Source organism: Streptomyces rugosispiralis (genome assembly GCF_024505145.1).
Lineage (GTDB): Bacteria > Actinomycetota > Actinomycetes > Streptomycetales > Streptomycetaceae > Streptomyces > Streptomyces rugosispiralis.
On the sequence record NZ_JANIAA010000016.1, the window covers coordinates 1 to 26996 of the forward strand.

Here is a 26996-nt window from a genome sequence, read left to right on the forward strand (position 1 = left end):
GTACTGGCTGGATGCCATCTCGTTCGTCGAGGGGGCGGCCGCCGGTGACGGCTTGAGCACGGACGCGGTGGACGCGCGCTTCTGGGAGGCGGTGGAGCGCGAGGACCTGGAAGCGCTGGCGCGGACGTTGGAGGTGGCGGACGAGGAGCAGCAGTCGTCGTTGACGGCGCTGCTTCCGGCGCTGTCGTCCTGGCGCCGTCAGCGGCGTGAGCAGAACACGGTGGACGGTTGGCGTTACCAGGCGGTCTGGAAGCCCCTGGCATCCGCGTCCGAGACCACGCTCTCGGGCACCTGGCTCGTGGCCGTTCCGGAAGGCCGTGGTGACGATGTTTTGGTCGCCACCGTGCTGGATGGGCTGGCCGGGCGCGGAGCGCGTCTGGTCCGCGTGGCCGTCGGGGCGGCGGATGACCGTGAGGTGATTACGGAGCGGCTGCGCGTGGCCCTCGATGGCGCGGCGGTGGAGCCGTCGGGCGTGGCGGGTGTGTTCTCGCTGCTGGGGCTGGACGAGTCGGCCCATGAGTCCTTCGGGGTGGTCCCGGCCGGGCTGGCGGCGACGGTGGGCCTGGTTCAGGCGCTGGGCGATGCGGACGTGGTGGCTCCGCTGTGGTGCGGCACCCGGGGCGCGGTGTCGGTGGGGCGGTCCGACCGGCTGGTCAGCCCGGTGCAGTCCATGGTGTGGGGCCTGGGCCGGATCCTGGAGGCGGAGTACCCGCAGCGCTGGGGCGGCGTCGTGGACCTGCCCGAGTCCATGGACGGCCGTGCGGTGGCCCGTCTGGCCGGAGTGCTGGCGGGTGCGGGGACCGAGACCGAGGACCAGGTCGCGGTGCGCGGGTCCGGCGTCTTCGCCAAGCGGCTGGTGCGGGCCTCCGCGCCCGAGGCCACGACCGCGGATGGCTGGCATCCGAGCGGTTCGGTGCTGGTGACCGGTGGTACGGGTGCGCTGGGTGGCCATGTGGCGCGGTGGCTGGCGCGTACGGGTGCCGAACACCTGGTGCTGACGAGCCGCAGTGGTATGGAGGCCGAGGGCGCCGTCGAGTTGAAGGCGGAGTTGGAGGGGCTCGGCGCCCGGGTGACGGTGGCGGCGTGTGACGCGGCGGACCGTGCGGCGCTGGCGGCGGTGCTGGACGCGATTCCGCGGGAGTTCCCGCTGACGGCCGTGGTGCACACGGCCGGGGTGCTGGACGACGGTGTGGTGGACGCCCTCACGGTGCGGCGGGCGGCCGGAGTGCTGCGTCCGAAGGTGGACGCGGCGCGGAATCTGCATGAGCTGACCGCCGGGATGGAGCTGTCGGCGTTCGTGCTGTTCTCCTCGGCGGCGGGCACGTTGGGCGGTCCGGGCCAGGGGAGTTACGCGGCGGGTAACGCCTATCTCGACGCCCTGGCGCTGCAGCGGCGCGCGGACGGCCTTCCGGCCACGTCCATCGCCTGGGGCGCCTGGGCCGGAGGCGGCCTCGTCACGGATGAGGTCGGCGAGCAGATGAGCCGGTCGGGGATCCTGGCCATGCCCCCCGAGCTGGCGATTTCAGCCCTGCAGCAGGCATTGGACCACGACGAGACGTTCCTCGCGGTGGCGGACATCGACTGGGCACGCTTCGAAGCGGACTCCGCCGACACTCCCCTCTTCCGCCAGTTGCGGAGCGCGCAGAGCGCGACCACGGCGAAGCAGCCCACGGCGGGTGGTTCCGCCCCCGGGCGGGCGGAACTTCACAACCAGCTGGAAGCCATGTCCCGGGAGAAGCGCGAAGTGGCGCTGCGGGATCTGGTGCGCGCCCAAGCCGCCGATGTCCTCGCTCACGACAGCGCGGACGCCGTCGCGTCGGACCGTGCCTTCCGTGACCTCGGCTTCGACTCGCTGACCGCTGTTGAACTGCGCAACCGGATCGGCGCGGCGACCGGGCTGCGGCTGCCGGTCAGCCTGGTCTTCGACTACCCCACGCCCGCGGTGCTGGCACGGTTCCTGAACGGCGAGATGTTCGGCACCGAGGAGGGCGGCACCACCGAGACGGCGCCGGCCCGCTCGGACGCGTTCGACGAGCCCATCGCGATCGTGGCGATGAGCTGCCGGTTCCCGGGCGGTGTGCGGACCCCGGAGCAGCTGTGGGACGTGGTGAACGCCGGAGTCGACACGATCTCCGGGTTCCCCGACGACCGTGGCTGGGACCTCGAGGGACTGTACGACCCCGACCCCGACAAACCGGGCAAGACCTACGCCCGCACCGGCGGATTCCTCGACAACGTCTCCGACTTCGACCCGGACTTCTTCGGTATCTCGCGGCGTGAGGCCCTGGCCATGGACCCCCAGCAGCGGCTGCTGCTGGAGACGTCCTGGGAGGCCTTCGAACGGGCCGGCATCGATCCGGCGACGTTGCGCGGCAGCCAGGCGGGCGTCTTCATCGGCTCGAACTACCAGGACTACAGCGGCCGGGCCATCAGCGCGCCGGACGGCGTGCAGGGCTATCTCGGACTCGGCAGCGCGTCGAGCGTCGCCTCCGGCCGCCTCTCCTACACCTTCGGCTTCGAGGGCCCGGCCATGACGGTGGACACCGCGTGCTCGTCGTCGCTGGTCGCCCTGCACCTGGCCTGCCAGTCGCTGCGCCAGGGCGAGTGCGACATGGCGCTGGCCGGCGGTGTGACGGTCATGGCCACGCCGGGCACGTTCGTCGAGTTCAGCACCCAGCGGGTGCTGTCGCCGGACGGACGGTGCAAGGCGTTCTCCGCCGAGGCCGATGGCACGGGCTGGTCCGAGGGCGTGGGCCTGCTGCTGGTGGAGAAGCTGTCGGACGCCCGGCGCAACGGCCACCAGGTGCTGGCCGTCGTCCGGGGCTCGGCGATCAACCAGGACGGCGCGTCCAACGGTCTGACGGCGCCGAACGGACCGTCGCAGCAGCGGGTGATCGGCAAGGCGCTGGAGAGCGCGGGCCTGTCGGCCGCCGATGTGGACGCGGTGGAGGCCCATGGCACGGGCACCTCGCTCGGTGACCCGATCGAGGCGCAGGCGCTGCTGGCCACCTACGGCCAGGGGCGGCCCGAGGACGAGCCGCTGTGGCTGGGGTCCATCAAGTCGAACATCGGGCACACCCAGGCCGCCGCCGGTGTGGCCGGGGTCATCAAGATGGTAATGGCCATGCGGGAGGGCGTGCTGCCGAAGACGCTCCACGCGGCCGAGCCCTCGCCGCACATCGACTGGACCAGCGGCGCGGTGTCCCTCCTGACCGAGGCGACCCCGTGGCCGGACATGGACCGCCCGCGCCGGGCGGCCGTGTCGTCCTTCGGGATCAGCGGCACCAACGCGCACACGATCATCGAGGCGGCTGACGCGGTCCAGGCACCGTCGCCCGGGACGGGCGGCGAGGCCACCGGTTCGCCGGTCGGCATCGCGGTGGTTCCGTGGCTGCTCTCCGGCGGCAGCCCTGACGCGCTGAGCGCTCAGGCCGGGCGGCTGCGCGAGTTCGACGGTGTGGGTACCGCGCACGCCGATGACCTCGCCGACATCGGCTATTCGCTGGCGACGACCCGTTCCGCCCTGCCCTACCGCGCGGTTGTGGTCGCCGAGGAGCCGGCGCAGTTCCGGTCCGGACTCGACGCGCTGGCGGAGGGCAGGAACGCGGCCACGCTGATCCAGGGCGTGGCGCGGACCGAGCACAAGACGGCGTTCCTGTTCTCGGGCCAGGGCGCGCAGCGTCTGGGCATGGGCCGGGAGCTGTACGACGCCTTCCCGGTGTTCGCCCAGGCGCTGGACGAGGTGTGCGCGCATCTCGACGTGCTGCTCGACCGTCCGCTCACCGAGGTGATGTTCGCGGCCGAGGGCAGCGCGGACGCCGAGCTGCTGGATCAGACGGCGTTCACCCAGCCGGCGCTGTTCGCCATCGAGGTGGCGCTGTTCCGGCTGCTGGAGCACTGGGGTGTCACCCCGGATGTGCTGATCGGCCACTCCATCGGCGAGGTCGCCGCCGCCCATGTGGCGGGGGTGTTCTCGCTGGAGGACGCGTGCTCGCTGGTGGCGGCCCGTGGCCGGCTGATGCAGGCGCTGCCGGAGGGCGGCGCGATGGTGGCCGTCCAGGCGCCCGAGGAGGAGATCGTCGCCTCGCTTACCGGCCGCGAGGCCGAGGTGAGCATCGCCGCGATCAACGGCCCGACCTCCGTGGTCATCGCGGGCGACGAGGCCGCGGTGCTGGAGATCGCCGGACAGTGGGAGCGAGAGGGGCGCAAGACGCGCCGCCTGCGGGTCAGCCACGCCTTCCACTCCCCGCGCATGGACGGGGTGCTCGGTGACTTCCGTAAGGTCGTCGAGGGGCTGTCGTTCGCCCCGCCGACCCTCTCCCTGGTCTCCAACGTCACCGGCACCTCGGCCGACGCGGACGAGGTGTGCTCGCCGGAGTACTGGGTGCGCCATGTGCGGGAGGCGGTGCGGTTCGCGGACGGCGTTCGGGCCCTGGAGCAGCTGGGCGTGACGTCGTTCGTGGAGGTGGGCCCGGACGGTGTGCTCACCGCGATGGCCCAGGACTGCCTGACGGCCGAGGAATCCGTCGGCGGGCCCGCTCCTTCCCTGGTGCCCGTGTTGCGCAAGGACCGGCCCGAGATCCAGTCGCTGACCATGGCGCTGGCCGAACTCCATGTCCAAGGCCTCACGGTGAAGTGGGACGCGGTGTTCGCCGGGCGTGGCGCCCGGCGGGTGGAGCTGCCCACCTACGCGTTCCAGCGGCAGCGCTACTGGCTCGAAACGGCGCCGGCCGCCGACGGGGATGTGACCTCGGCGGGGCTGGACTCGCCCGACCACCCGCTCCTCGGCGCCGCCGTCGCCCTGGCCGACACCGACTCCTACCTGTTCACCGGCCGCCTGTCCGTCGCCACTCAGCCGTGGCTGGCCGACCACGTATTCGCGGAGACCGTTCTCTTCCCGGGCACGGCCTTCGTGGAAGTGGCCCTGCGCGCGGCGGAGCAGGTGGGCTATGAGCGGCTGGACGAGCTGACCATCGAGACGCCGCTGGTCCTGCCCGAACGGGGCGCGGCCCAGATCCAGCTCACCGTGGGCGAGCCGGACGAGTCCGGAGCCCGTTCGCTCAACCTGTACTCCAGGCCCGAGGAGGCCCAGCCGGACGACGCCTGGACACGCCACACGACCGGCCTGCTCACCAGGGACCCGGCCACCACGGCACCGGAGTCCGTGGCCGCCGACTTCGCCGTGTGGCCACCCGCGGAGGCGAAGCCGATCGACGTCGCCGGTGTCTACGACCGCTTCATCGACGTCGGCTTCGCCTATGGTCCGGCCTTCCAGGGGCTGCGAGCCGCCTGGCGCCGTGGTGACGAGATCTTCGCCGAGATCGACCTGCCCGAGACCCAGGAAGCCGAGGCCGCTCGGTACGGTCTGCACCCGGCGCTGCTCGACGCCTCGCTGCACACCGTCGCGTTCAACCCCTCCGGCACCGACGGCAGCACCCTTCCGTTCTCGTGGAACGGGGTGGCCCTCCACACCGCTGGCGCGTCCACGCTGCGCGTGCGGCTTGCGAGCGCCGGCGGGGACACGGTCTCGCTGCACGCCACCGACACCTCCGGTGCGCTGGTCGTCTCGGTGGACTCCCTCGTCCTGCGGCCCGTGGCCCCGGAGCAGGTGAACTCCGCTCAGCCGTACGAGTCGCTGTACCAGGTCGAGTGGGTGCCCGTGGAGACCTCCCGCACCCCGGAGACGAGCGGCGTCGCGGCCGGGCGCTGGGCGCTCGTCGGACCCGACGAGGCCGAGGTGACCGGCGTTCTCGGATCGGCCGGTGTCACCGCGGACACCTACCCGGACCTCACGGCCCTGGCCGAGGCCATCGACGCGGGCGCGACCGCGCCCGACGTCGTCCTGGCCGCCACCGTGTCCCGCAGCCGCCGGACGCAGCACCTGGCGGAGGCGGTACGGGAAGCCGGCCACCACGCCCTCGATCTGCTCAAGGGCTGGCTGGCCGACGACCGATTCGGCGCCTCCCGACTGGTGTTCCTCACCCGGGGAGCCATCGCCGCGGGCGATGACACCGATGTGGCCGACCCCGCCGGCGCGGCCGTCTGGGGCCTGGTGCGCTCGGCCCAGTCCGAGAACCCCGACCGGTTCGTCCTGGCCGACCTGGACGGTCAGGACGAGTCACGCCGGATCCTCCCGGCGGCGCTCACCGCCGGGGAACCGCAGATCGTGGTCCGCGACGGCACGGTCCTGGCCGGCCGGCTGGCCCGGGTCCCGGCTCGCGGCGCCGCGCCCGAGCGGGATGACGCGTCCGAGCAGGGCGCGGCCACGACCGGCAGCATCTGGGACCCGCGGGGCACCGTCCTGGTCACCGGAGCGGCGTCCGGCCTCGGGGGCCTGGTCGCCCGGCACCTCGTCGGCGAGCACGGCGTGCGCCACCTCGTGCTGGCCAGCCGCCGCGGCCTCGCCGCGGACGGCGCGGCCGAACTGCGGGACGAGCTGGCGGACCTCGGCGCCCACGCCACGGTCGCCGCCTGCGACACCGCCGACCGCGACTCCCTCGCCGGGCTGCTGGCCTCCCTGCCGGAGGAGCACCCGCTCACCGCCGTGATTCACACCGCCGGTGTGCTGGACGACGGCGTCGTCGAGGCACTCACGCCCGAGCGTGTCGACCGCGTGCTGCGGCCCAAGGTCGACGCGGTGCTCAACCTGCACGAGCTGACCGCCGGGCTCGACCTGTCCGCGTTCGTGCTCTTCTCCTCGCTCTCCGGGACGCTCGGCGGGCCGGGCCAGGCCAACTACGCCGCCGCCAACGCGTTCCTGGACGCGTTCGCGCACCGGCGCCGGGCCGAGGGCCTTCCCGCCCAGTCACTCGCCTGGGGGCTGTGGGAGGAGCGCAGCGGTATGACAGGCAAGCTGGACGAGGCCAATATGCGGCGCATCGCACGGGACGGCGTCACCCCGATGGCCTCCGAGGAGGCCCTGGCCCTGTTCGACACCGCTTGCGGCATCGACGCGGCCACCCTGGTCCCGGCACGGCTCGACGCCTCGGCGTGGCGAGCCCAGGACGGGCCGATCCCGGCCCTGCTGCGGGGCATCATCCGGACCACGGCCCGGCGCGGCCCCGCGAGGGCGTCCACGGGCGGTTCCGCCGCCGGCTCCGTCGAACTGCGTCGCCGTATCGGCTCGATGAAGCCCGCCGCCCGGCAGCAGGCGCTCCTGGAACTGGTGACCGAGCACGCGGCCATGGCGCTGGGCCATGACGACGCTCGCATGATCGCTCCGGACCGCGGATTCCTCGACCTCGGCTTCGACTCGCTGACCGCGGTCGGACTGCGCAACCAACTGGGCACCGTGACCGGCCTTCGACTGCCCGCCACCCTGCTGTTCGACTACACGACGTCCAGGGCGCTGGCCGGGTATCTGGCGGAAGAACTCGTCGCGGAGGAGCCGGACGCATCGGTGGTGCTGCCGGTCCTGTCCGAGCTGGAGAAGCTGGAGAGCTCCTTCGCCGAGGTGGTGGCGGACGAAGCCGCGAGGACACGCCTCACAGCGCGCTTGCAGCAGGTGCTGGCGAAGCTGACCGCGGGGCAGCAGACACAGACGACGAACGGTGCGGTCGCCGCCGCCGACAAGTTCGAGTCGGCGACCGACGACGAGATCTTCGACTTCCTCGACGAGGAGCTCGGAACGTCGTGACCGACACGCAGGCCGGCCCTGGAAGTTACCGGTCGAAGGCTTTCAACCCCCTGTCTTGGGGTTCTCAGAGGAGTGACAAGAGGCAGTGAGCGACACCAAACTGCGCGATTACCTCAAGCGCGCGACGGCCAGTCTGCACGAGACTCGTCAAGAGCTGCGGGAACTCAAGGACAGGGACACGGAACCCATCGCGATCGTCGGCATGGGGTGCCGTTATCCCGGTGGCGTGGAGTCGCCGGAAGACCTGTGGGAACTGGTCGCCTCGGGCACTGACGCCATCTCCACCTTCCCCGTGGACCGGGGATGGGACGAGGACCTGTACGACCCGGACCCGGAGAAGCCGGGCAAGAGCTACACACGTGAGGGCGGGTTCCTGCACGACGCGAACGGCTTCGACGCGTCGTTCTTCGGCATGAGCCCGCGGGAGGCGCTGGCGACCGATCCGCAGCAGCGGCTGTTGCTGGAGATCTCGTGGGAGGCGCTGGAGCGGGCGGGCATCGACCCGGTGTCCGCGCGCTCCAGCCGCACCGGTGTGTTCGTCGGTGTGATGTACAACGACTACGGATCCCGCATCCGGTCGATACCGGAGGGCCTCGAAGGCCACCTGGGCAACGGCAGCGCCGGAAGCATCGCGTCCGGCCGCATCTCCTACACCTTCGGCTTCGAGGGCCCCGCGGTGACCGTGGACACGGCCTGCTCCTCGTCGCTGGTGGCGCTGCACATGGCCGTGCAGGCGCTCCGCAAGGGCGAGTGCTCGCTGGCGCTCGCCGGCGGTGTGGCCATGATGGCGACTCCGGAGGTGTTCATCGAGTTCAGCCGGTTGCGTGGACTCGCCGCGGACGGACGCTGCAAGTCGTTCTCGAACGCGGCCGACGGCACCGCATGGTCCGAGGGCGCCGGTGTGCTGCTGCTGGAGCGGCTGTCCGACGCCCGCCGCAACGGGCACCAGGTGCTGGCCGTGGTACGGGGCGCCGCCGTGAACCAGGACGGGGCGAGCAGCCGGTTGACCGCGCCGAACGGACCCTCGCAGCAGCGGGTGATCCGCGACGCCCTGCGGAGCGCCGGCTTGTCGGCCGCCGATGTGGACGCGGTGGAGGCGCACGGCACGGGTACGTCGCTGGGTGACCCGATCGAGGCGCAGGCGCTGCTGGCCACCTACGGCAAGGAGCGCCCCGGGGCGGACCGGCCGTTGTGGCTGGGGTCGTTGAAGTCGAACGTGGGGCACACGCAGGCGGCCGCCGGCGTGGGTGGCGTCATCAAGATGGTGATGGCCATGCGGCACGGTGTGCTGCCGAAGACCCTGCACGTGGAGGAGCCGTCGGAGCATGTGGACTGGTCGGCGGGGGCGGTTTCGCTGCTGACCGAGCCGACCCCGTGGCCCGAGACCGGGGCGCCGCGCAGGGTCGGTGTGTCGTCGTTCGGTGTGAGCGGGACGAACGCGCACACCATCCTGGAGCAGGCTCCGGAGGACGAGGCGGCAGAGGTCGCCGAGGCCGAGGTGGTCGAGGGCCCGGTGGCGTGGGTGGTGTCGGGCCGCGGCACGGCCGGCCTGCAGGCGCAGGCCGGGCGGTTGCGGGAGTTTGTGGCGGCCCGTCCGGAGCTGGGTGTTTCGGATGTGGCGCTGTCGCTGGCGACGACCAGGTCCTCGTTCTCGCATCGTGGGGTGGTGACGGGCGCTGACCGTGCGGAGCTCCTGGCGCGGCTGGGCGCGTTGGCCGGGGACGAGATCGCCTCGGGTGTGACGCGTGGTGTGGCGGATGTCCGGGGTCGTTCGGTGTTCGTGTTCCCCGGTCAGGGGGCGCAGTGGGTGGGTATGGCGGTGGGCTTGCTGGAGTCCTCGCCGGTGTTCGCGGAGGCGATAGCAGAGTGTGAGTCGGCCCTGTCGGCGTATGTGGACTGGTCGTTGACGGATGTGTTGCGCGGGGTTGAGGGTGCTCCCGGTTTTGACCGGGTGGATGTGGTGCAGCCGGTGTTGTTCGCGGTGATGGTGTCGCTGGCGAAGTTGTGGCGTTCGGTGGGTGTGGAGCCGGATGCGGTGATGGGTCATAGCCAGGGTGAGATCGCGGCGGCGTGTGTGGCGGGTGCGTTGTCGCTGGAGGATGCCGCGAAGGTGGTGACCTTGCGGTCGCAGGCGATCGCGGCGGGGCTCGCGGGTCGTGGTGGCATGGTGTCGGTCGGGTTGTCGGCGGAGGCGGCCAGGGAGCGTATCGCCGCCTGGGATGGTGCGATATCCGTCGCCGCGGTGAACGGTCCGGGTTCTGTTGTGGTGTCGGGTGACCCGGGTGCGCTGGATGAGATGGTCGCGCGGTTGGAGGGTGAGGAGGTGCGGGTTCGCCGGGTTCCGGTGGACTACGCTTCGCACTCGGCGCATGTGGAGGCGATTCACGAGGAGCTGCTGAAGGTTCTGGCGGATTTGGAGCCGCGTTCGTCGGAGGTGCCGTTCTACTCGACGGTGACCGGTGAGCTGGTGGACACCGCCGGTTTGGACGCGGAGTACTGGTACCGCAACCTGCGGCAGACCGTCGAGCTGGAGGCCACCACCCGCGCACTCCTCGACAGCGGGCATGGTGTCTTCATCGAGGCGAGCCCGCATCCCGTGCTGATGCTGCCGTTGCAGCAGACCGTGGAGTCCGCCGGGGCGCGGGCGGTCGTCGTCGGCACGCTGCGGCGTGACGAGGGCGGGCTGGAGCGGTTCCTGACCTCCGCCGCCGAACTCCACGTCAGCGGGGCCGATGTCGACTGGCGGAAGGCGTTCGAGGGCCGTGGCGCCCGCCGGGTCGACTTGCCGACCTACGCCTTCCAGCGCCAGCGGTACTGGCTGGACGCGCCGGTTGACGAGCTGTCCGCCGGCGGCGAGGAGCCGACCGCGGACAGCGTGGACGCGCGGTTCTGGGAGGCCGTCGAGCGCGAGGACCTTGAGACGCTGGTCCGCACGCTGGAGGTGGTGGACGAGGAGCAGCAGTCGTCCTTGACCGCGTTGCTTCCGGCGCTGTCGTCGTGGCGCCGTCAGCAGCGTGAGCGGAGCACGGTGGACGGCTGGCGCTACAGCGCCGCCTGGAAACCCGTGGCATCCGCCGCTCGGACCGCGCTCACCGGCACCTGGCTGGTCGTCGTCCCCAAGGTCTGTGGTGACGACGCCCTGCTCGCCTCCGTGGTGGATGGTGTGGCCGGGCGTGGCGCCCAGGTGGTTCGTGTCGTTGTCGATGCGGCCGATGACCGTGAGGCGATGACGGAACGGCTGCGCGAGGCGCTCGACGAGGCGGGAGGGGACCCGGCGGGGGTGTCGGGTGTGTTCTCGTTGCTGGGGCTGGACGAGTCGGCGCACGGATCGTTCGGGGTGGTCCCGGCCGGGCTGGCGGCGACGGTGGGTCTGGTCCAGGGGCTGGGCGACGCCGGTGTGGTGGCCCCGCTGTGGTGCGGGACGCGGGGCGCGGTGTCGGTGGGACCCTCGGAACGGCTGGTGAGCCCGACCCAGGCGATGGTCTGGGGGCTGGGGCGGATCGTGGAAGTGGAGTATCCCCAGCGGTGGGGCGGTCTGGTCGACCTGCCCGAGACCATGGACGGCCGTGCGGTGGACCGTCTGGCCGGTGTACTGGCCGGTGCGGAGGCCGAGAACCAGGTCGCGATACGTGGTTCGGGGGTCTTCGCCATGCGGCTGGTGCGGGCCGCGGCGCCGGAGAGCACGACCGGGGACGGCTGGCGTCCGACTGGCTCGGTGCTGGTGACCGGTGGTACGGGTGCGCTGGGTGGCCATGTGGCGCGGTGGCTGGCGCGTACGGGTGCCGAACACCTGGTGCTGACCAGCCGTCGGGGTATGGAGGCCGAGGGTGCCGTCGAGTTGAAGGCGGAGCTGGAGGCCCTGGGCGCCCGGGTGACGGTGGCGGCGTGTGACGCGGCGGACCGTGCTGCGCTGGCGGCGGTGCTGGAGGGGATTCCCGCGCAGTCGCCGTTGAGCGCGGTGGTGCATACGGCTGCGGTGCTGGATGACGGTGTGATCGACGCGCTGACGGTGGAGCGGGCGGCCGGGGTGCTGCGTCCCAAGGTGGACGCGGCACTCAATCTGCATGAGCTGACCGCCGGGATGGAGCTGTCGGCGTTCGTCCTGTTCTCCTCGGCGGCGGGCACGATAGGCGGCCCGGGGCAGGGGAGTTACGCGGCGGGTAACGCGTTCCTGGACGCGCTGGCAGCGCGGCGGCGCGCGGACGGCCTCCCGGCGACCTCCATCGCCTGGGGCGCCTGGGCCGGAAGTGGCCTGGTGATCGACGGGGATCTCGACGAGTACATGGACCGCAGCGGTGTCGCCCTGATGGACCCGGACTTGGCGATCTCCGCGCTTCAGCGCGTTCTTGACCTGGACGAGACCTACGCCCTGGTGATCGATGCCGCATGGGAGCGCTTCGGGGACGAGCTGGGTGGAGCCCAGCCGACGCCACTGCTGACCGAGCTGGTGAAGAGGCGGCAGCCGAACGCGTCGTCCGAGCCCTTGGACGCGGCACCGGCCGAGGCCGCGGCTGAGCTGCGTGCGAATCTGCAAGAGCTCTCCTCGGCGAAGCGGCAGCGTTCCCTCCGCAAGCTGGCCCGGCAGCACGTCGCCGCGGTCCTGGGCCATGCCACTCCCGACGCCATCGAGAACGATCAGTCGTTCAGGGAACTCGGCTTCGACTCACTGATGGCCGTTCAGCTGCGGAACCAATTGAGTTCGATCACCGGCCTGGAACTGCCGACCACATTGGCATTCGACTACCCGAACCTCACCGTACTGGCCGAGCATCTGGAGACGAATATGTTTCCGGAAGCCGATGAGACTGAGCTGAAGGACCCGGCGGAGGACCGGATTCGCGAGGCGTTGGCCTCTGTTCCGCTCGCGCGGTTCCGCGAAGCCGGACTGATGGAGGCCCTGCTGGAAATAGCCCAGATCTCGGAAAGCGGTTCCGAGCCGGAGCCCCAAGAAGAATTGAACAGCGCGGTCGACGCGATGGATGTCGACGACCTCGTCCAGAGGGCACTGGGCAGCGCAGACCTCTGATTTTTTTGGAAATTTGGAGCAACTGATGGCTACGTCCTCCGAGAGAGTCGTCGAAGCGCTGCGCGCTTCCCTGCGGGAAAACGACCGCCTCAAGCTACAGAATCAGCGCCTGGTCGAGGCATCGCGAGAGCCCATCGCCATTGTCGGGATGAGCTGTCGTTTTCCTGGGGGCGTGCGGACTCCGGAGCAACTGTGGCAGCTCCTCGTCGATGGCGCCGACGTCATCTCCGGATTTCCGACGAATCGCGGCTGGGATGTCGAGGGGCTGTACCACCCGGACCCGGACAACCCGGGGACGAGTTACGCCCGCGAGGGCGGTTTCCTTTACGACGCCGACGAGTTCGACCCGCAGTTCTTTGGAATATCTCCCCGTGAGGCCGTGGCGACCGACCCGCAGCAGCGGTTGGTGCTGGAAGCGTCCTGGGAGGCGTTCGAGCGGACCGGCATTGATCCGTCGTCGCTGCGCGGGAAGCCGGTCGGAGTTTTCGTCGGCACGAACGGTCAGGACTACTCGAGCCATCTCTATGAGACAGGTGCGCTCGAGGGCTATCTGACGGGCAGCGCGGTCAGCGTGATGTCGGGGCGTATTTCCTACACCTTCGGTCTCGAGGGCCCCGCGGTGTCGGTGGACACGGCGTGTTCGGCGTCGCTGGTGGCGCTGCACATGGCCATGCAGGCGCTGCGTCAGGGCGAGTGTGAACTGGCGCTGGCCGGTGGTGTGTCGGTGATGACGACACCGAGTCTGTTCGTGGATTTCAGCCGTCAGCGTGGACTGGCCCCCGACGGTCGGTGCAAGGCGTTCTCCGACGGGGCCGATGGCACCGGGTGGGGCGAGGGTGTCGGCATGCTGCTCGTGGAGCGGCTGTCGGACGCGCGGAAGAACGGCCACCCGGTGCTGGCGGTGGTGCGTGGCAGCGCCATCAACCAGGACGGTGCGTCGAACGGTCTGACGGCGCCGAACGGTCCGTCGCAGCGGCGGGTCATCCGGCAGGCGCTGGCCAACGCGGGGCTGTCGACGGCTGATGTGGACGCGGTGGAGGCGCACGGTACGGGTACGACGCTGGGTGACCCGATCGAGGCGCAGGCGCTGCTGGCGACGTACGGCCAGGGCCGGCCGGAGGGCCGCCCGCTGTGGCTGGGCGCGCTGAAGTCGAACATCGGTCATACGCAGGCCGCCGCGGGTGTGGCGGGTGTGATCAAGATGGTGATGGCGATGCGGCACGGCGTGCTGCCGAAGACCCTGCATGTGGACGAGCCGTCGCGGCAGGTGGACTGGTCGGCGGGTGAGGTGCGGCTGCTGACCGAGGCCACCGCGTGGCCGGAGACGGACCGACCGCGCCGGGCGGGCATCTCCTCGTTCGGGGTGAGTGGCACCAACGCGCACACCATCATCGAGCAGGCTCCGGAAGCCGACCGTGATGGACAAGATGGACAACCCGGGACGATGGCCCCCGGGGCGGAGCGGGCCAAGCGGTCCGTTGCCCTGCCGTGGCTGCTGTCCGGCAAGAGCGCGGAGGCGCTCGCCGCCCAGGCCGGCCGGCTCCACACCCAGCTGAGCGCCCAACCGGATTCGGCGCTGACGGACGTCGGCTTCTCCCTGGCCACGACCCGATCGGCTTTCGAGCACCGCGCCGCCCTGGTCGCCGGGGACCGGGACGAGTTCCTCCGCGGCCTGAAGGCTCTGGCCACCGGCGAGAACGTGGCTCAGGCCATTCAGGGCACGGCACGGGTGGAGGACACCCTCGCGTTCCTGTTCTCGGGTCAGGGCGCGCAGCGCCTGGGCATGGGGCGGGAGCTGTACGAGGCGTTTCCGGTGTTCGCCCAGGCGCTGGACGAGGTGTGTGCGCACCTGGACGTGGTGCTGGAGCGTCCGCTGAAGGACGTGATGTTCGCGGCGGAGGGCAGTGCCGATGCCGGGCTGCTGGACCAGACGGCGTTCACCCAGCCCGCGCTGTTCGCCATCGAGGTGGCGCTGTTCCGGCTGCTGGAGCACTTCGGCGTCACCCCGGATGTCCTCATCGGCCACTCGGTGGGTGAGATCGCGGCGGCGCATGTGGCGGGGGTGTTCTCGCTGGCGGACGCGTGCGCGCTGATCGCGGCCCGTGGCCGGCTGATGCAGGCGCTGCCCGAGGGCGGCGCCATGGTGGCGGTGCAGGCGTCGGAGGAGGAGATCGCGGCGTCGCTGGCCGGGCGTGCGGCCGAGGTGAGCATCGCGGCCGTCAACGGCCCGACCTCCGTGGTCATCGCCGGTGACGAGGCCGCTGTGCTGGAGATCGCCGCCCAGTGGGCGGAGCAGGGTCGTAAGACCCGTCGGCTGAAGGTCAGCCACGCGTTCCACTCGCCCCGCATGGACGCGATGCTGGACGACTTCCGCAAGGTCGTCGAGGGGCTTTCGTTCGCCGCGCCCTCCATCGATCTGGTCTCCAATGTGACCGGCGGGGTGGCCTCGGACGCCGAGGTGTGTTCGCCGGAGTACTGGGTGCGGCATGTGCGGGCGGCCGTGCGCTTCCTGGACGGAGTGCGGGCGCTCGAGGGCCAGGGCGTGACTACCCTCCTGGAGGTGGGTCCCGACGGTGTGCTCTCCGCGATGGCGCAGGACTGCCTGTCGGAACGGTCCGAGGCCGCCTCGGCGCCCGTGATCGTGCCGGGGCTGCGCAAGGACCGCTCGGAGGTCGTGGCCCTCACCACGGCGCTGGCCAGGTTGCACGTTCACGGGTCCGTCGTCGAGTGGACCTCGGCCTTCGACGGTCTCGGGGCCCGCAGGGTCGACCTGCCGACCTACGCCTTCCAGCGTCGGCGCTACTGGGCCGAGAAGTCCGACGAGGCCGGTGCCGATCTCGGCATCCGCCACGAGGTGGATGCTCGGTTCTGGCAGGCCGTGGAGCGGGAGGACCTCGAATCGCTCGCGAGGACGCTGGACTTCGAGGACGAGGCGTCGCTGGGCGCGGTGCTGCCCGCCCTGTCGGCGTACTGGCGCAGCAGCCGCGATCAGTCGACGATCGACGGCTGGCGCTACCGGGTGTCGTGGAAGCCGCTTCCGGACGTGGCCGAAGGGTCGTTGTCGGGGACGTGGCTGGTGGTGGTTCCGGCGTCCCGTGCCGAGGACGAGCTGGTCCCGGGGGTCGTCGCCGGGCTCGAGCGGCATGGTGCGGGTGTGGTGTCGCTCGTGCTGGACGAGCGGGACCTGGACGGAGGCGTGCTGGCGGGGCGGCTGCGTGAGGTCGTCGGGCAGACGCCCGAGCTGGGTGGTGTGCTGTCGCTGCTCGCCCTGGACGAGGAGCCGAACTCGGAGTACCCGGCGCTGTCGGGTGGTTATGCGCAGAGCCTGGTGCTGGCGCAGGCGATGGTCGAGGCGGATGTTCCGGCCCGGTTGTGGTGCGGTACGCGTGGCGCGGTGTCGGTGGGGCGCTGGGATCGGCTGACCGGCGCGGCGCAGTCGCAGATCTGGGGTCTGGGACGGGTCGTGGCGCTGGAGCACTCCGCGGTGTGGGGCGGTCTGGTGGATCTGCCCGAGTCGCTGGATGAGCGCGGTGCGGCCCGGTTGGCCGGTGTGCTGTCCGCCGGGGACGGTGAGGACCAGCTCGCGGTCCGTGGCTCGGGGGTGTTCGCCAGGCGTCTGGTGAGGGCTGACGCGGGTGTGGGCGCGGAGCGGCCGTGGCGGGCGCGTGGCACGGTGCTGGTGACCGGCGGCACCGGTGCGCTGGGCGGCCAGGTGGCCGGTTGGCTGGCGCGCGGCGGTGCCGGGCATCTGGTGCTGACCAGCCGACGCGGCCTCGACGCGCCGGGCGCTGCCGAACTCCGCGATGAGCTGGAGGCGCTGGGCGCGCGGGTGACCGTGGTGGCGTGTGATGCGGCGGACCGTGACGCGCTGGCCGCTGTCCTCGCCGACATCCCGGAGGAGTTTCCGCTCAGCGCGGTGTTCCACGCGGCGGGTGTCGAGCAGGCGGCCGAGCTTCTGGGGATGAGCCTGGCGGACGCGGCGGCGGTGGTGTCCGGGAAGGCCGCCGGTGCCGCGCACCTGGATGAGCTGCTGGGCGACCGGGAGCTGGACGCGTTCGTGGTCTTCTCGTCGATCGCCGGTGTGTGGGGCAGCGGTGCCCAGGCCGCGTACAGCGCCGCCAACGCCTATCTGGACGCGCTGGTGGAGGACCGCCGTGCGCGGGGCCTCGCCGGTACCGCCGTGGCCTGGGGCCCCTGGGCCGAGGGCGGTATGGCGGCCGCGGAGGGGGCGGGGAGGGAACTCGCCCGTCGTGGCCTGCGCGTCATGGCTCCGGAGCTGGCCATCGCCGCCCTGCAGGGCGCGATCGCGGGTGACGACGGTGCGGTGACGGTCGCCGATATGGACTGGGAGCGGTTCGCCCCCTCCTTCACCCTGGGGCGGCCGAGCCCATTGCTCGGAGACCTCCCCGAGGTCGCGAAGGTACTCGAGGCCGCGGGCGCGTCCGGCGGGGCGGATGCCTCGTCGGGCCTGCGGGAGCGGTTGGCCGGGCTGACCGAGGCGGAGACCGACCGGGCCCTGCTCGACTTGGTGCGTGGCCATGTGGCCGCGGTCCTCGGGTTCGCCGGTGGGGAGACGGTTGACGCCGAGCGCGCGTTCAAGGAGCTGGGCTTCGACTCGCTGACCGCGGTGGAGCTCCGTAACCGGCTGAACGCGGAGACCGGGCTGGCGCTGTCGGCGACGCTGGTCTTCGACTACCCGAACGCGTCGATCCTGGCGGACCACCTGCGTGCCGAGGTGCTGGGCACGCGGGGTGCGGTGGCCGCGCCGGTGCCGGTGGCGGCTCGGGTCGATGACGATCCGATCGCGATCGTCGGCATGAGCTGCCGCTTCCCGGGCGGGGTGCACAGCCCGGAGGATCTGTGGGACCTCGTGGTCGGCGGCAGCGACGCGATCTCCGAATTCCCGTCCAACCGCGGATGGGACGTGGACGGGATGTACGACCCGGACCCCGAGCGCTCGGGCACGTTCTACTCGCGCGAGGGCGGTTTCCTGCACGAGGCGGGCGAGTTCGACGCGGCGTTCTTCGGGATCTCGCCGCGTGAGGCGCTCGCCATCGATCCGCAGCAACGGCTGCTGCTGGAGACCTCCTGGGAGGTGTTCGAGCGCGCCGGTATCGCTCCCACGTCCGTGCGCGGCAACCAGATCGGCGTGTTCGTGGGGGCCGCCACCTCGGGCTACGGGTCCGGTGGCGGCGAGCTGGCCGAGGAGCTGGAAGGACAGCTGCTGACCGGTAACTCGACCTCGGTCGTGTCCGGTCGCATCTCCTACACCCTGGGCCTCGAGGGGCCCGCGATGACGATGGACTCGGCGTGCTCGTCGTCGCTGGTCGCCCTGCACCAGGCCGCGCAGGCGCTGCGTCAGGGCGAGTGCGACATGGCGCTCGCCGGCGGTGTGACCGTACTGGCCACACCGGCGGCCTTCGTGGAGTTCAGCCGTCAGCGTGGACTGGCGCCCGATGGCCGGTGCAAGCCGTTCGCGGACGCCGCGGATGGCACGGGCTGGTCCGAGGGCGTGGGCATGCTGCTGGTGGAGCGGCTGTCCGACGCCGAGCGCAACGGCCACCAGGTGCTGGCGATCGTGCGTGGCAGCGCCATCAACCAGGACGGCGCGTCCAACGGTCTGACGGCGCCGAACGGCCCCTCGCAGCAGCGGGTCATCCGGCAGGCGCTGGCGAACGCCCGCCTGTCGGCCGCCGAGGTGGACACGGTGGAGGCGCACGGCACCGGCACCATGCTCGGTGACCCGATCGAGGCGCAGGCGCTGCTCGCGACGTACGGTCAGGAGCGGCCGGAGGGCCGCCCGCTGTGGCTGGGCGCGCTGAAGTCGAACATCGGTCATACGCAGGCCGCCGCCGGTGTCGCCGGGATCATCAAGATGGTGATGGCGATGCGGCACGGTGTACTGCCGAAGACGCTGCACGTGGACGAGCCGTCGCGGCAGGTGGACTGGTCGGCGGGTGAGGTGCGGCTGCTGACCGAGGCCATCGAGTGGCCGGAGACGGGTCAGCCGCGCCGGGCCGGTGTGTCGGCGTTCGGGGTGAGCGGCACCAACGCGCACACCATCATCGAGCAGGCCCCGGTGTACGACGAGGCGGTGCGGGACGAGGCTCCCGCCGAGGACCACGGCGTCCTTCCCTGGGTGCTCTCCGGCCGGAGCCCGGAGGCCCTGCGCGCCCAGGCCGAACGGCTGAGGTCGCGTCTGCTGGAGCGCACCGAACTGGGCGCGCTGGATGTGGGCTACTCGCTGGTGGCGACGCGCTCGGTCCTCGAACACCGTGCGGTGGTCACGGGCGCGGATCGCGCCGAACTGCTCCGGGGGCTCGAGGCCGTCGCGGCCGGTGAGACCGCCCCGGGAGTGGTTCAGTCCGCCGCGCGTACCTCGGGTTCGACGGCGTTCCTGTTCTCGGGTCAGGGTGCGCAGCGCCTTGGTATGGGGCGGGAGTTGTATGAGGCGTTCCCGGTGTTCGCCCGTGCGCTGGACGAGGTGTGCGCGCATCTGGATGTGCTGCTGGACCGTCCGCTGAAGGACGTGATGTTCGCGGCGGAGGGCAGTGCGGACGCCGAACTGCTGGATCAGACGGCGTTCACCCAGCCGGCGCTGTTCGCGGTCGAGGTGGCGCTGTTCCGGCTGCTGTCGGCGTGGGGCGTGTCCCCGGATGTGGTGATCGGGCATTCGATCGGTGAGATCGCGGCGGCGCATGTGGCGGGGGTGTTCTCGCTGGAGGACGCGTGCGCGCTGGTGGCCGCTCGTGGCCGGCTGATGCAGGCGCTGCCCGAGGGCGGCGCCATGGTGGCCGTCCAGGCGACCGAGGAGGAGATCGCCACCTCACTCGCCGGGCGTGCGGCCGAGGTGAGCATCGCGGCGGTCAACGGCCCGACCTCCGTGGTCATCGCCGGTGACGAGGGAGCGGCGCTGGAGATCGCCGGGCAGTGGGCGGAGCAGGGGCGTAAGACCCGTCGCCTGCGGGTCAGCCACGCGTTCCACTCGCCGCGTATGGACGCGATGCTGGACGACTTCCGCAAGGTCGTCGAGGGCCTGTCGTTCGCACCGCCCTCGATCGCGCTGGTGTCCAATGTGACGGGCAAGTCGGCGGGCGCGGACGAGGTCTGCTCGCCGGAGTACTGGGTGCGCCATGTGCGGGAGGCCGTGCGGTTCGCGGACGGAGCACGGACACTCGAGGCGCAGGGTGTGACCACCTTCCTGGAGGTGGGCCCCGACGGTGTGCTCTCGGCGATGACCCGGGAGTGCCTGACGGCGGACGCGTCGGCCTCGGTCGTCGTACCGGCGCTGCGCAAGGACCGCCCCGAACCGCAGGCGCTGACGACGGCGCTGGCCGAACTCCACGCCCACGGCGTCACCGTCGACTGGGAACGGCTCTTCGCCGGACGCGGCGCGCGGAAGGTCGAACTGCCCACCTATGCCTTCCAGCGACAGCGCTACTGGCTGGAGGACGCGGGGGGCGCGTCGGGTGGCTCCGCCGCCGCCGACAGCGTGGACGCCCGGTTCTGGGAGGCGGTTGAGCGCGAGGACCTGGAGGCTCTCGCCGAGACGCTGGAGATTGACGGGGAGGGCTCGCTGAGCGAGTTGCTGCCCGTGCTGTCGTCGTACCGCCGTCAGCAGCGTGACCGGGCCACGGTGGACGGCTGGCGCTATCGCGTCTCCTGGAAGCCGGTCCCGGACATGGCCACCGGGTCCCTGTCGGGGACCTGGCTGCTGGTGGTGCCGGCCGGACTGGCGGACAGCGACGTCACCACATCGATCCGCCATGGATTCGAGAAGTACGGCGCCCGAGCGGTACCGGTGCCGGTTGCCGCCGACACGGACCCCGACGGGCTGGTCCGGGCACTGCTCGGCGCACTCGAGGGTGAGTCCGAGGTCGGCGTGCTGTCGTTGCTCGGCCTGGCCGAGGAGCCCCTCGCCGAGGAGCCGGTGGTCGCGGCGGGACTCGCGCTGACGCTGCGGCTGGTGCAGGCCCTGGCCGGGCTGGACCTGGGCGTTCGGCTGTGGTGCGCCTCCCGGGGCGCGGTCTCGGTGGGGCGTTCGGACCGGGTCACCAGCCCGGTGCAGGCGGAGGTGTGGGGCCTCGGCCGGGTCGCGGCCCTGGAGCACCCCCGGATCTGGGGTGGCCTGGTCGATCTGCCCGAGGTACTCGACGAGCGTGCCGTGGCGCGGCTGGCCGGTGTGCTGTCCGCCGAGGGCGCCGAGGACCAGGCGGCGGTGCGGGGCTCCGGAGTGTTCGTCCGGCGGCTGGCGCGTGTCGCGTCGTCGGGCGGCGAAGCCTGGCGGCCGACCGGCTCGGTGCTGGTGACCGGTGGTACGGGGGCGTTGGGCGCGCATGTGGCCCGTTGGGCGGTGCGCGAGGGCGCGGAGCACGTCGTCCTCACAAGCCGCCGCGGCCTGGCGGCCGACGGTGCGCCCCAGCTCAAGGCGGAGCTCGAGGCCATGGGCGCGCTGGTCTCGGTGGTCGCGTGTGATGTGGCCGACCGCGAAGCGCTCACCGAGACGCTGGCGGGGATCCCCGAGGAGTTCCCCCTGCGCGGAGTGGTGCACGCGGCTGGTGTGCTGGACGACGGTGTGCTGGACGGTCTGTCCGTCGACCGGGTCGCCGGGGTGCTCGGCGCGAAGGTGACGGGCGCGCGGCGGCTGCACGAATTGACGGCACATCTGGATCTCGACGCCTTCGTGCTGTTCTCGTCGTTCGCCGGTGTCATGGGCGGCCCCGGACAGGGCGCCTACGCGGCGGCCAACGCCCACCTGGACGCGCTCGCGGTGCTGCGCCGTGGTGCCGGACTCGCCGGTACGGCGGTCGCCTGGGGGCCGTGGGCCGAGGCCGGTATGGCCGTGGAGGGGCGCGCCGGGGAACGGGTCCACCGCGGCATGGTGGCCGCGATGGACCCGGCGCTGGCCGTGGCGGCGCTCGGTTGGGCCGTCGGCCATGACGAGGCGTCCCTCGTCGTCGCGGACATCGACTGGGAGCGCCTGGCCTCGGCACATGCCGCCTCCGGCGGCGCTGCTTTCATCAGCGACATCCCCGAGGCGCACAGGCATCTGACCGCGGTCGAGTCCGGTGCCGAGGCGGAGGCCGCCACCTTCGCCCAGAAGCTCGCCGGGCTGTCGGCGACCGAGCGGAACCAGGCCGTACTGGAACTGGTGCGGGGGCACGCGGCCGCCGTGCTCGGCCATGCCTCGGCGGAGTCGGTCGAGCCCGGCCGGGCCTTCCGCGACCTCGGGTTCGACTCCCTCACCGCGGTCGAGCTGCGCAACCGGCTGGACGTCGCGACGGGGCTGCGTCTCCCCGCCACGCTGGTCTTCGACTATCCGAGCGCCGTCGAACTGGCCGACTACCTGGACGCCGAGGCGTTCGGCACCGCTCAGCCGGCCGTGGCCGCGGCCGAGCCGAGGGCCGTCGCCGTGGACGATGACCCGATCGCGATCGTGGCGATGAGCTGCCACTTCCCCGGGGATGTCCATACCCCGGAGGAGCTGTGGCGGCTGGTCGCCGAGGGCGGCGACGCCATCGCCGAATTCCCCGCCAACCGCGGTTGGGACCTCGACGGGCTGTACGACCCAGACCCCGAGCGGCCCGGCACCTCCTACGCACGCGAGGGCGGCTTCCTCTACGGCGCCCCGGACTTCGACGCGGGGTTCTTCGGGATCTCGCCGCGTGAGGCGCTGTCCATGGATCCGCAGCAGCGGCTGCTGCTGGAGACCTCGTGGGAGGCGTTCGAGGGGGCCGGTATCGCTCCGGAGTCGCTGAGGGGCACCCGGGCGGGTGTGTTCGTCGGAACGAACGGCCAGGACTACGCCGGGTTGTGGCTGGACGAGCAGGGTGACCTCGAAGGTCACCTGGGCACGGGCAGTGCGGCCAGCGTGGCGTCGGGGCGCATCTCCTACACCTTCGGTCTCGAGGGCCCCGCGGTCACGGTGGACACGGCCTGCTCCTCGTCGCTGGTGGCGCTGCACATGGCCATGCAGGCGCTGCGTCAGGGCGAGTGCGACCTGGCGCTGGCCGGTGGTGTGTCGGTGATGTCGACGCCGGGCTCGTTCGTGGAGTTCAGCCGTCAGCGTGGACTCGCCCCCGACGGTCGGTGCAAGCCGTTCTCCGACGGGGCGGACGGCACCGGGTGGGGCGAGGGTGTCGGCATGCTGCTCGTGGAGCGGCTGTCGGACGCCCGCCGCAACGGCCACCCGGTGCTGGCGGTGGTGCGTGGCAGTGCCATCAACCAGGACGGTGCCTCGAACGGTCTGACGGCGCCGAACGGTCCCTCGCAGCAGCGGGTGATCCGTCAGGCGCTGGCCAGTGCGGGGTTGTCGGCGTCCGAGGTGGACGCGGTGGAGGCGCACGGTACGGGTACGACGCTGGGTGACCCGATCGAGGCGCAGGCGCTGCTGGCGACGTACGGCCAGGGCCGGCCGCAGGGAAGTCCGCTGTGGCTGGGGGCCATCAAGTCGAACATCGGTCATACGCAGGCCGCCGCGGGTGTGGCGGGTGTGATCAAGATGGTGATGGCGATGCGGCACGGCGTGCTGCCGAAGACGCTGCATGTGGACGAGCCGTCGCGGCAGGTGGACTGGTCGGCGGGTGAGGTGCGGCTGCTGACCGAGACCACCGCGTGGCCGGAGACCGACCGACCCCGCCGGGCGGGCATCTCCTCGTTCGGGCTGAGCGGCACCAACGCGCACACCATCATCGAACAGGCCCCCGCCGTCGAGGAGTCCGAGGTCTCGGACACCGCGACCCCCGGAACGGCCGAGCCGATGGACGTGGTGCCGTGGCTGGTCTCCGGGAAGACCCCGGAGGCGCTGCGGGCGCAGGCCGAACGGCTGCACGCGCATGTGGCGGGCCGGGCCGACCTCGGGGCGCTGGACGTGGGGTACGCGCTGGCGAGCCGCTCGGTGTTCGAGCACCGGGCCGTGCTGGTCGGCGAGGACCGGGAAGCCCTGCTGCGCGGTCTCGAGGCCGTGGCCGGGCGCGGGATCGCTTCCGGAGTCGTCCAGGGGCAGGCCGTACCGGGTGGTAAGACGGCGTTCCTGTTCTCGGGTCAGGGCGCCCAGCGCCTGGGCATGGGGCGGGAGTTGTACGACGCCTTCCCGGTGTTCGCCCGTGCCCTGGACGAGGTGTGCGCGCACCTGGACGTGCTGCTTGACCGGCCGCTGCGCGAGGTGTTGTTCGCGGCCGAGGGCAGTGCGGACGCCGAGCTGCTGGACCAGACGGCGTTCACCCAGCCCGCGCTGTTCGCGGTCGAGGTGGCGCTGTTCCGGCTGCTGGAGCACTTCGGCGTCACCCCGGATGTGGTGATCGGCCACTCCATCGGTGAGATCGCGGCCGCGCATGTGGCCGGGGTGTTCTCGCTGGAGGACGCGTGCAAGCTGATCGCGGCGCGCGGCCGGCTGATGCAGGCGCTGCCCGAGGGCGGCGCGATGGTCGCCATCCAGGCATCAGAGGAGGAGGTCGCCGCCTCACTCGCCGGCCGCGAGCACGAGATCAGCATCGCGGCGGTCAACGGCCCGTCGGCAGTGGTGATCGCCGGCCAAGCGGCCGGGGTCCAGGAGGTGGCGGACACATGGACGGCGAAGGGCGCAAAGACTAGGCGTTTGCGGGTCTCTCATGCGTTTCACTCTTGCCTCATGGACAGTATGTTGGACGCGTTCGGCCACGTGGTCCGTGAGGTCTCTTTTGAACCACCGACCATGGCGCTGGTGTCCAATGTCACCGGTGGGCCGGTATCGGAAGCAGAGACGTGTTCTCCGGATTATTGGGTTCGGCATGTGCGTGAGGCGGTTCGGTTCGCGGATGGGGTACGTTCGCTCAAGGCGTTGGGTGTGACCAGGTTCTTGGAAGTGGGTCCCGATGGTGTGCTCACCGCGATGGCACAGGACTGCCTCGCGGAAAGTGCCGAAGACACTTCAGCGGCAATGCTGGTACCTGTGCTGCGCAAGCAGCGTCCCGAAGCGGGGGCGTTGGTGACGGCGCTGGCCGAATTGCATGCGCACGGTGGCACGGTGAACTGGGAATCGGTATTCGCGGACCGCGGTGCCGGCCATGTGCAGTTGCCCACATACGCGTTCCAGCGCGAGCGGTTCTGGCCGGAGACGTCCGCGGCCGGTGGCGGCCGGGATGCCGGTTCGACCGCCGCGGATTCGGTGGACGCGCGATTCTGGGAAGCGGTCGAGCGCGAGGATCTCGAAGCGCTTGCCGAGGCGCTCGACGTCGATGGCAATGCCCCGCTGAGTACGGTCCTGCCCGCGCTGTCCGCGTATCACCGGAGCAACCGCGAGCAGTCGACGATCGACGGCTGGCGCTACCGGGTGTCCTGGAAGCCGGTCGCGGACGTGACCGGTGGGTCGTTGTCGGGGACGTGGCTGGCGGTGGTTCCGGCGTCGCGCGCCGAGGACGAGCTGGTGGCCGGTGTTGTCTCCGGGCTCGAACGGCATGGCGCGGATGTGGTGTCGCTGGTGGTGGATGAGCACCACCTGGACGCCGAGGTCCTGGGGAAGCGGCTGCGTGAGGTGATCGCGGACGTGCCCGAGCTGGGTGGTGTGCTGTCGCTGCTCGCCCTGGACGAGGAGCCTTGCCCGGAACACCCCGCGCTGTCCGGCGGCTTCGCCTCCACGCTGACGCTGGTGCAGGCGTTGGTGGAGGTGGGCGCCGGGGCCCCGCTGTGGTGTGCCTCGCGGGGCGCGGTGTCGGTGGGGCGTTCGGACCGGCTCGCCGGTGTGACGCAGTCGCAGGTGTGGGGTCTGGGCCGGGTCGTGGGGCTGGAGCACGCCGAGGTCTGGGGTGGTCTGGTCGATCTGCCCGAGGTGCTGGACGAGCGGGCCGCGGGCCGGTTGGTGGGTGTGCTGTCCGCCGGGAGCGATGAGGACCAGATCGCCGTGCGCGGTTCCGGGGTGTTCGTCCGGCGCCTGGTGCGGGCCGGGGCCGGGGCCGGTGAGGGTGCGGAGCGGTCGTGGCGAGCCGGTGGTTCGGTGCTGGTGACCGGTGGTACGGGCGCGCTGGGTTCCCGGATCGCGCGGTGGGCGGCGGGCCAGGGGGCCGAGCATCTGGTGCTGACCAGCCGCCGGGGCCTCGAGGCGCCGGGCGCGCCCGAGCTGCGTGCGGAGCTCGAGACGCTGGGCGCCCGGGTGACCGTGGCGGCCTGTGACGTGGCCGACCGTGAGCAACTGGCCGCGGTGCTGGACGCCGTTCCGGAGGAGTTCCCGCTGCGGGCCGTCTTCCACGCGGCGGGTGTGGAGCAGGCTGCCGAGCTGGCCGGGATGGGTCTGGCGGACGCGGCGTCGGTGGTGTCGGGGAAGGCGGCGGGAGCCGGCCATCTGGACGCGCTGCTGGGCGACCGTGAACTCGACGCCTTCGTGGTCTTCTCCTCGATCGCCGGTGTGTGGGGCAGTGGTGGCCAGGCCGCGTACGGTGCGGCCAACGCCTACCTGGACGCGCTGGTGGAGGACCGCCGCGCCCGTGGTCTCGCCGGTACCGCCGTGGCCTGGGGTCCCTGGGCCGAGGGCGGTATGGCGGCCGGCGACGGCGGCGACCAGCTGGCGCGTCGTGGCCTGCCCGCGATGGCGCCCGGTCTGGCGATCGCCGCGCTGCAGGGGGCGGTCGCGGGTGACGACGGTGTGGTGACGGTCGCCGACGTGGACTGGGAGCGGTTCGCCCCCGCGTTCACGATCGGACGGCCCAGCCCGCTCCTCGGCGAACTGCCCGAGGTCGTATCGGCCCTGGAGCAGGCCCGTGCCGCGGAGGAGGCCCATGCCGAGGGCGGATCGCGGCTGCGGGAACGGCTTCTCGGGCTGGCTCCGGGCGAGCGGGAGCGCGCCGTCCTCGACCTGGTACGCGGTCACGCGGCCGCGGTTCTCGGATTCTCCGGTATGGAGGGCGTGGAATCCGACCGCGCCTTCAAGGAATTGGGATTCGACTCGCTCACGGCGGTAGAATTCCGAAACCGGCTGAACGCGGACACCGGACTCCGGCTGCCGACCACGCTGGTCTTCGACTATCCCAACGCAAGGACTCTCGCAGAACACGTACGAGCGGGCGTACTGCCCGACGAAGGGACTTCCGCCACTCCGCTGATCGCGGATCTGGAAAAACTCGAGGCATCACTCTCCACGGCTGAGCCGGACAATGCCGAGCGAATGGCCATCGCATCCCGACTCCAGATGCTCCTCGCCAAGCTGAACGGTGGCGAGGGCGGAGCGACGGGCGCTGAGAACATTACGCAGCGGCTTGACGACGCGTCGGACGACGACCTCTTCGATTTCATCGAAAATGAGCTCAGCTAAATGTGACCGCCGAGGTGCAGTTCTCTGGCCTCCTTTCACTCTTCAGTCTTCTT

Annotated in this window: 3 protein-coding genes; all 3 read left to right on the forward strand. The window is 71.6% G+C overall.

Features of this window, described 5'->3' with window-relative positions; translation table 11 throughout:
* On the forward strand, positions 1 to 7636 hold a 7636-nt coding region (locus tag NP777_RS23455; RefSeq protein ID WP_256652154.1), incomplete at its 5' end, for a type I polyketide synthase.
* 85 nt (positions 7637 to 7721) lie between these two features.
* Positions 7722 to 12662, forward strand: coding sequence for a type I polyketide synthase (locus tag NP777_RS23465; RefSeq protein WP_308405199.1), 4941 nt, complete (start codon positions 7722 to 7724; stop codon positions 12660 to 12662).
* Positions 12663 to 12687: 25 nt separating this feature from the next.
* A complete protein-coding gene (locus NP777_RS23470) occupies positions 12688 to 26943 on the forward strand; it encodes a type I polyketide synthase (protein WP_256652155.1) in 14256 nt (4751 codons plus the stop codon).
* Positions 26944 to 26996 lie beyond the last annotated feature (53 nt).

Excerpts from the sequence above, each read along its gene's own strand:
- NP777_RS23470 (WP_256652155.1), top strand. The coding sequence starts at position 12,688 with ATGGCTACGTCCTCCGAGAGAGTCGTCGAAGCGCTGCGCGCTTCCCTG.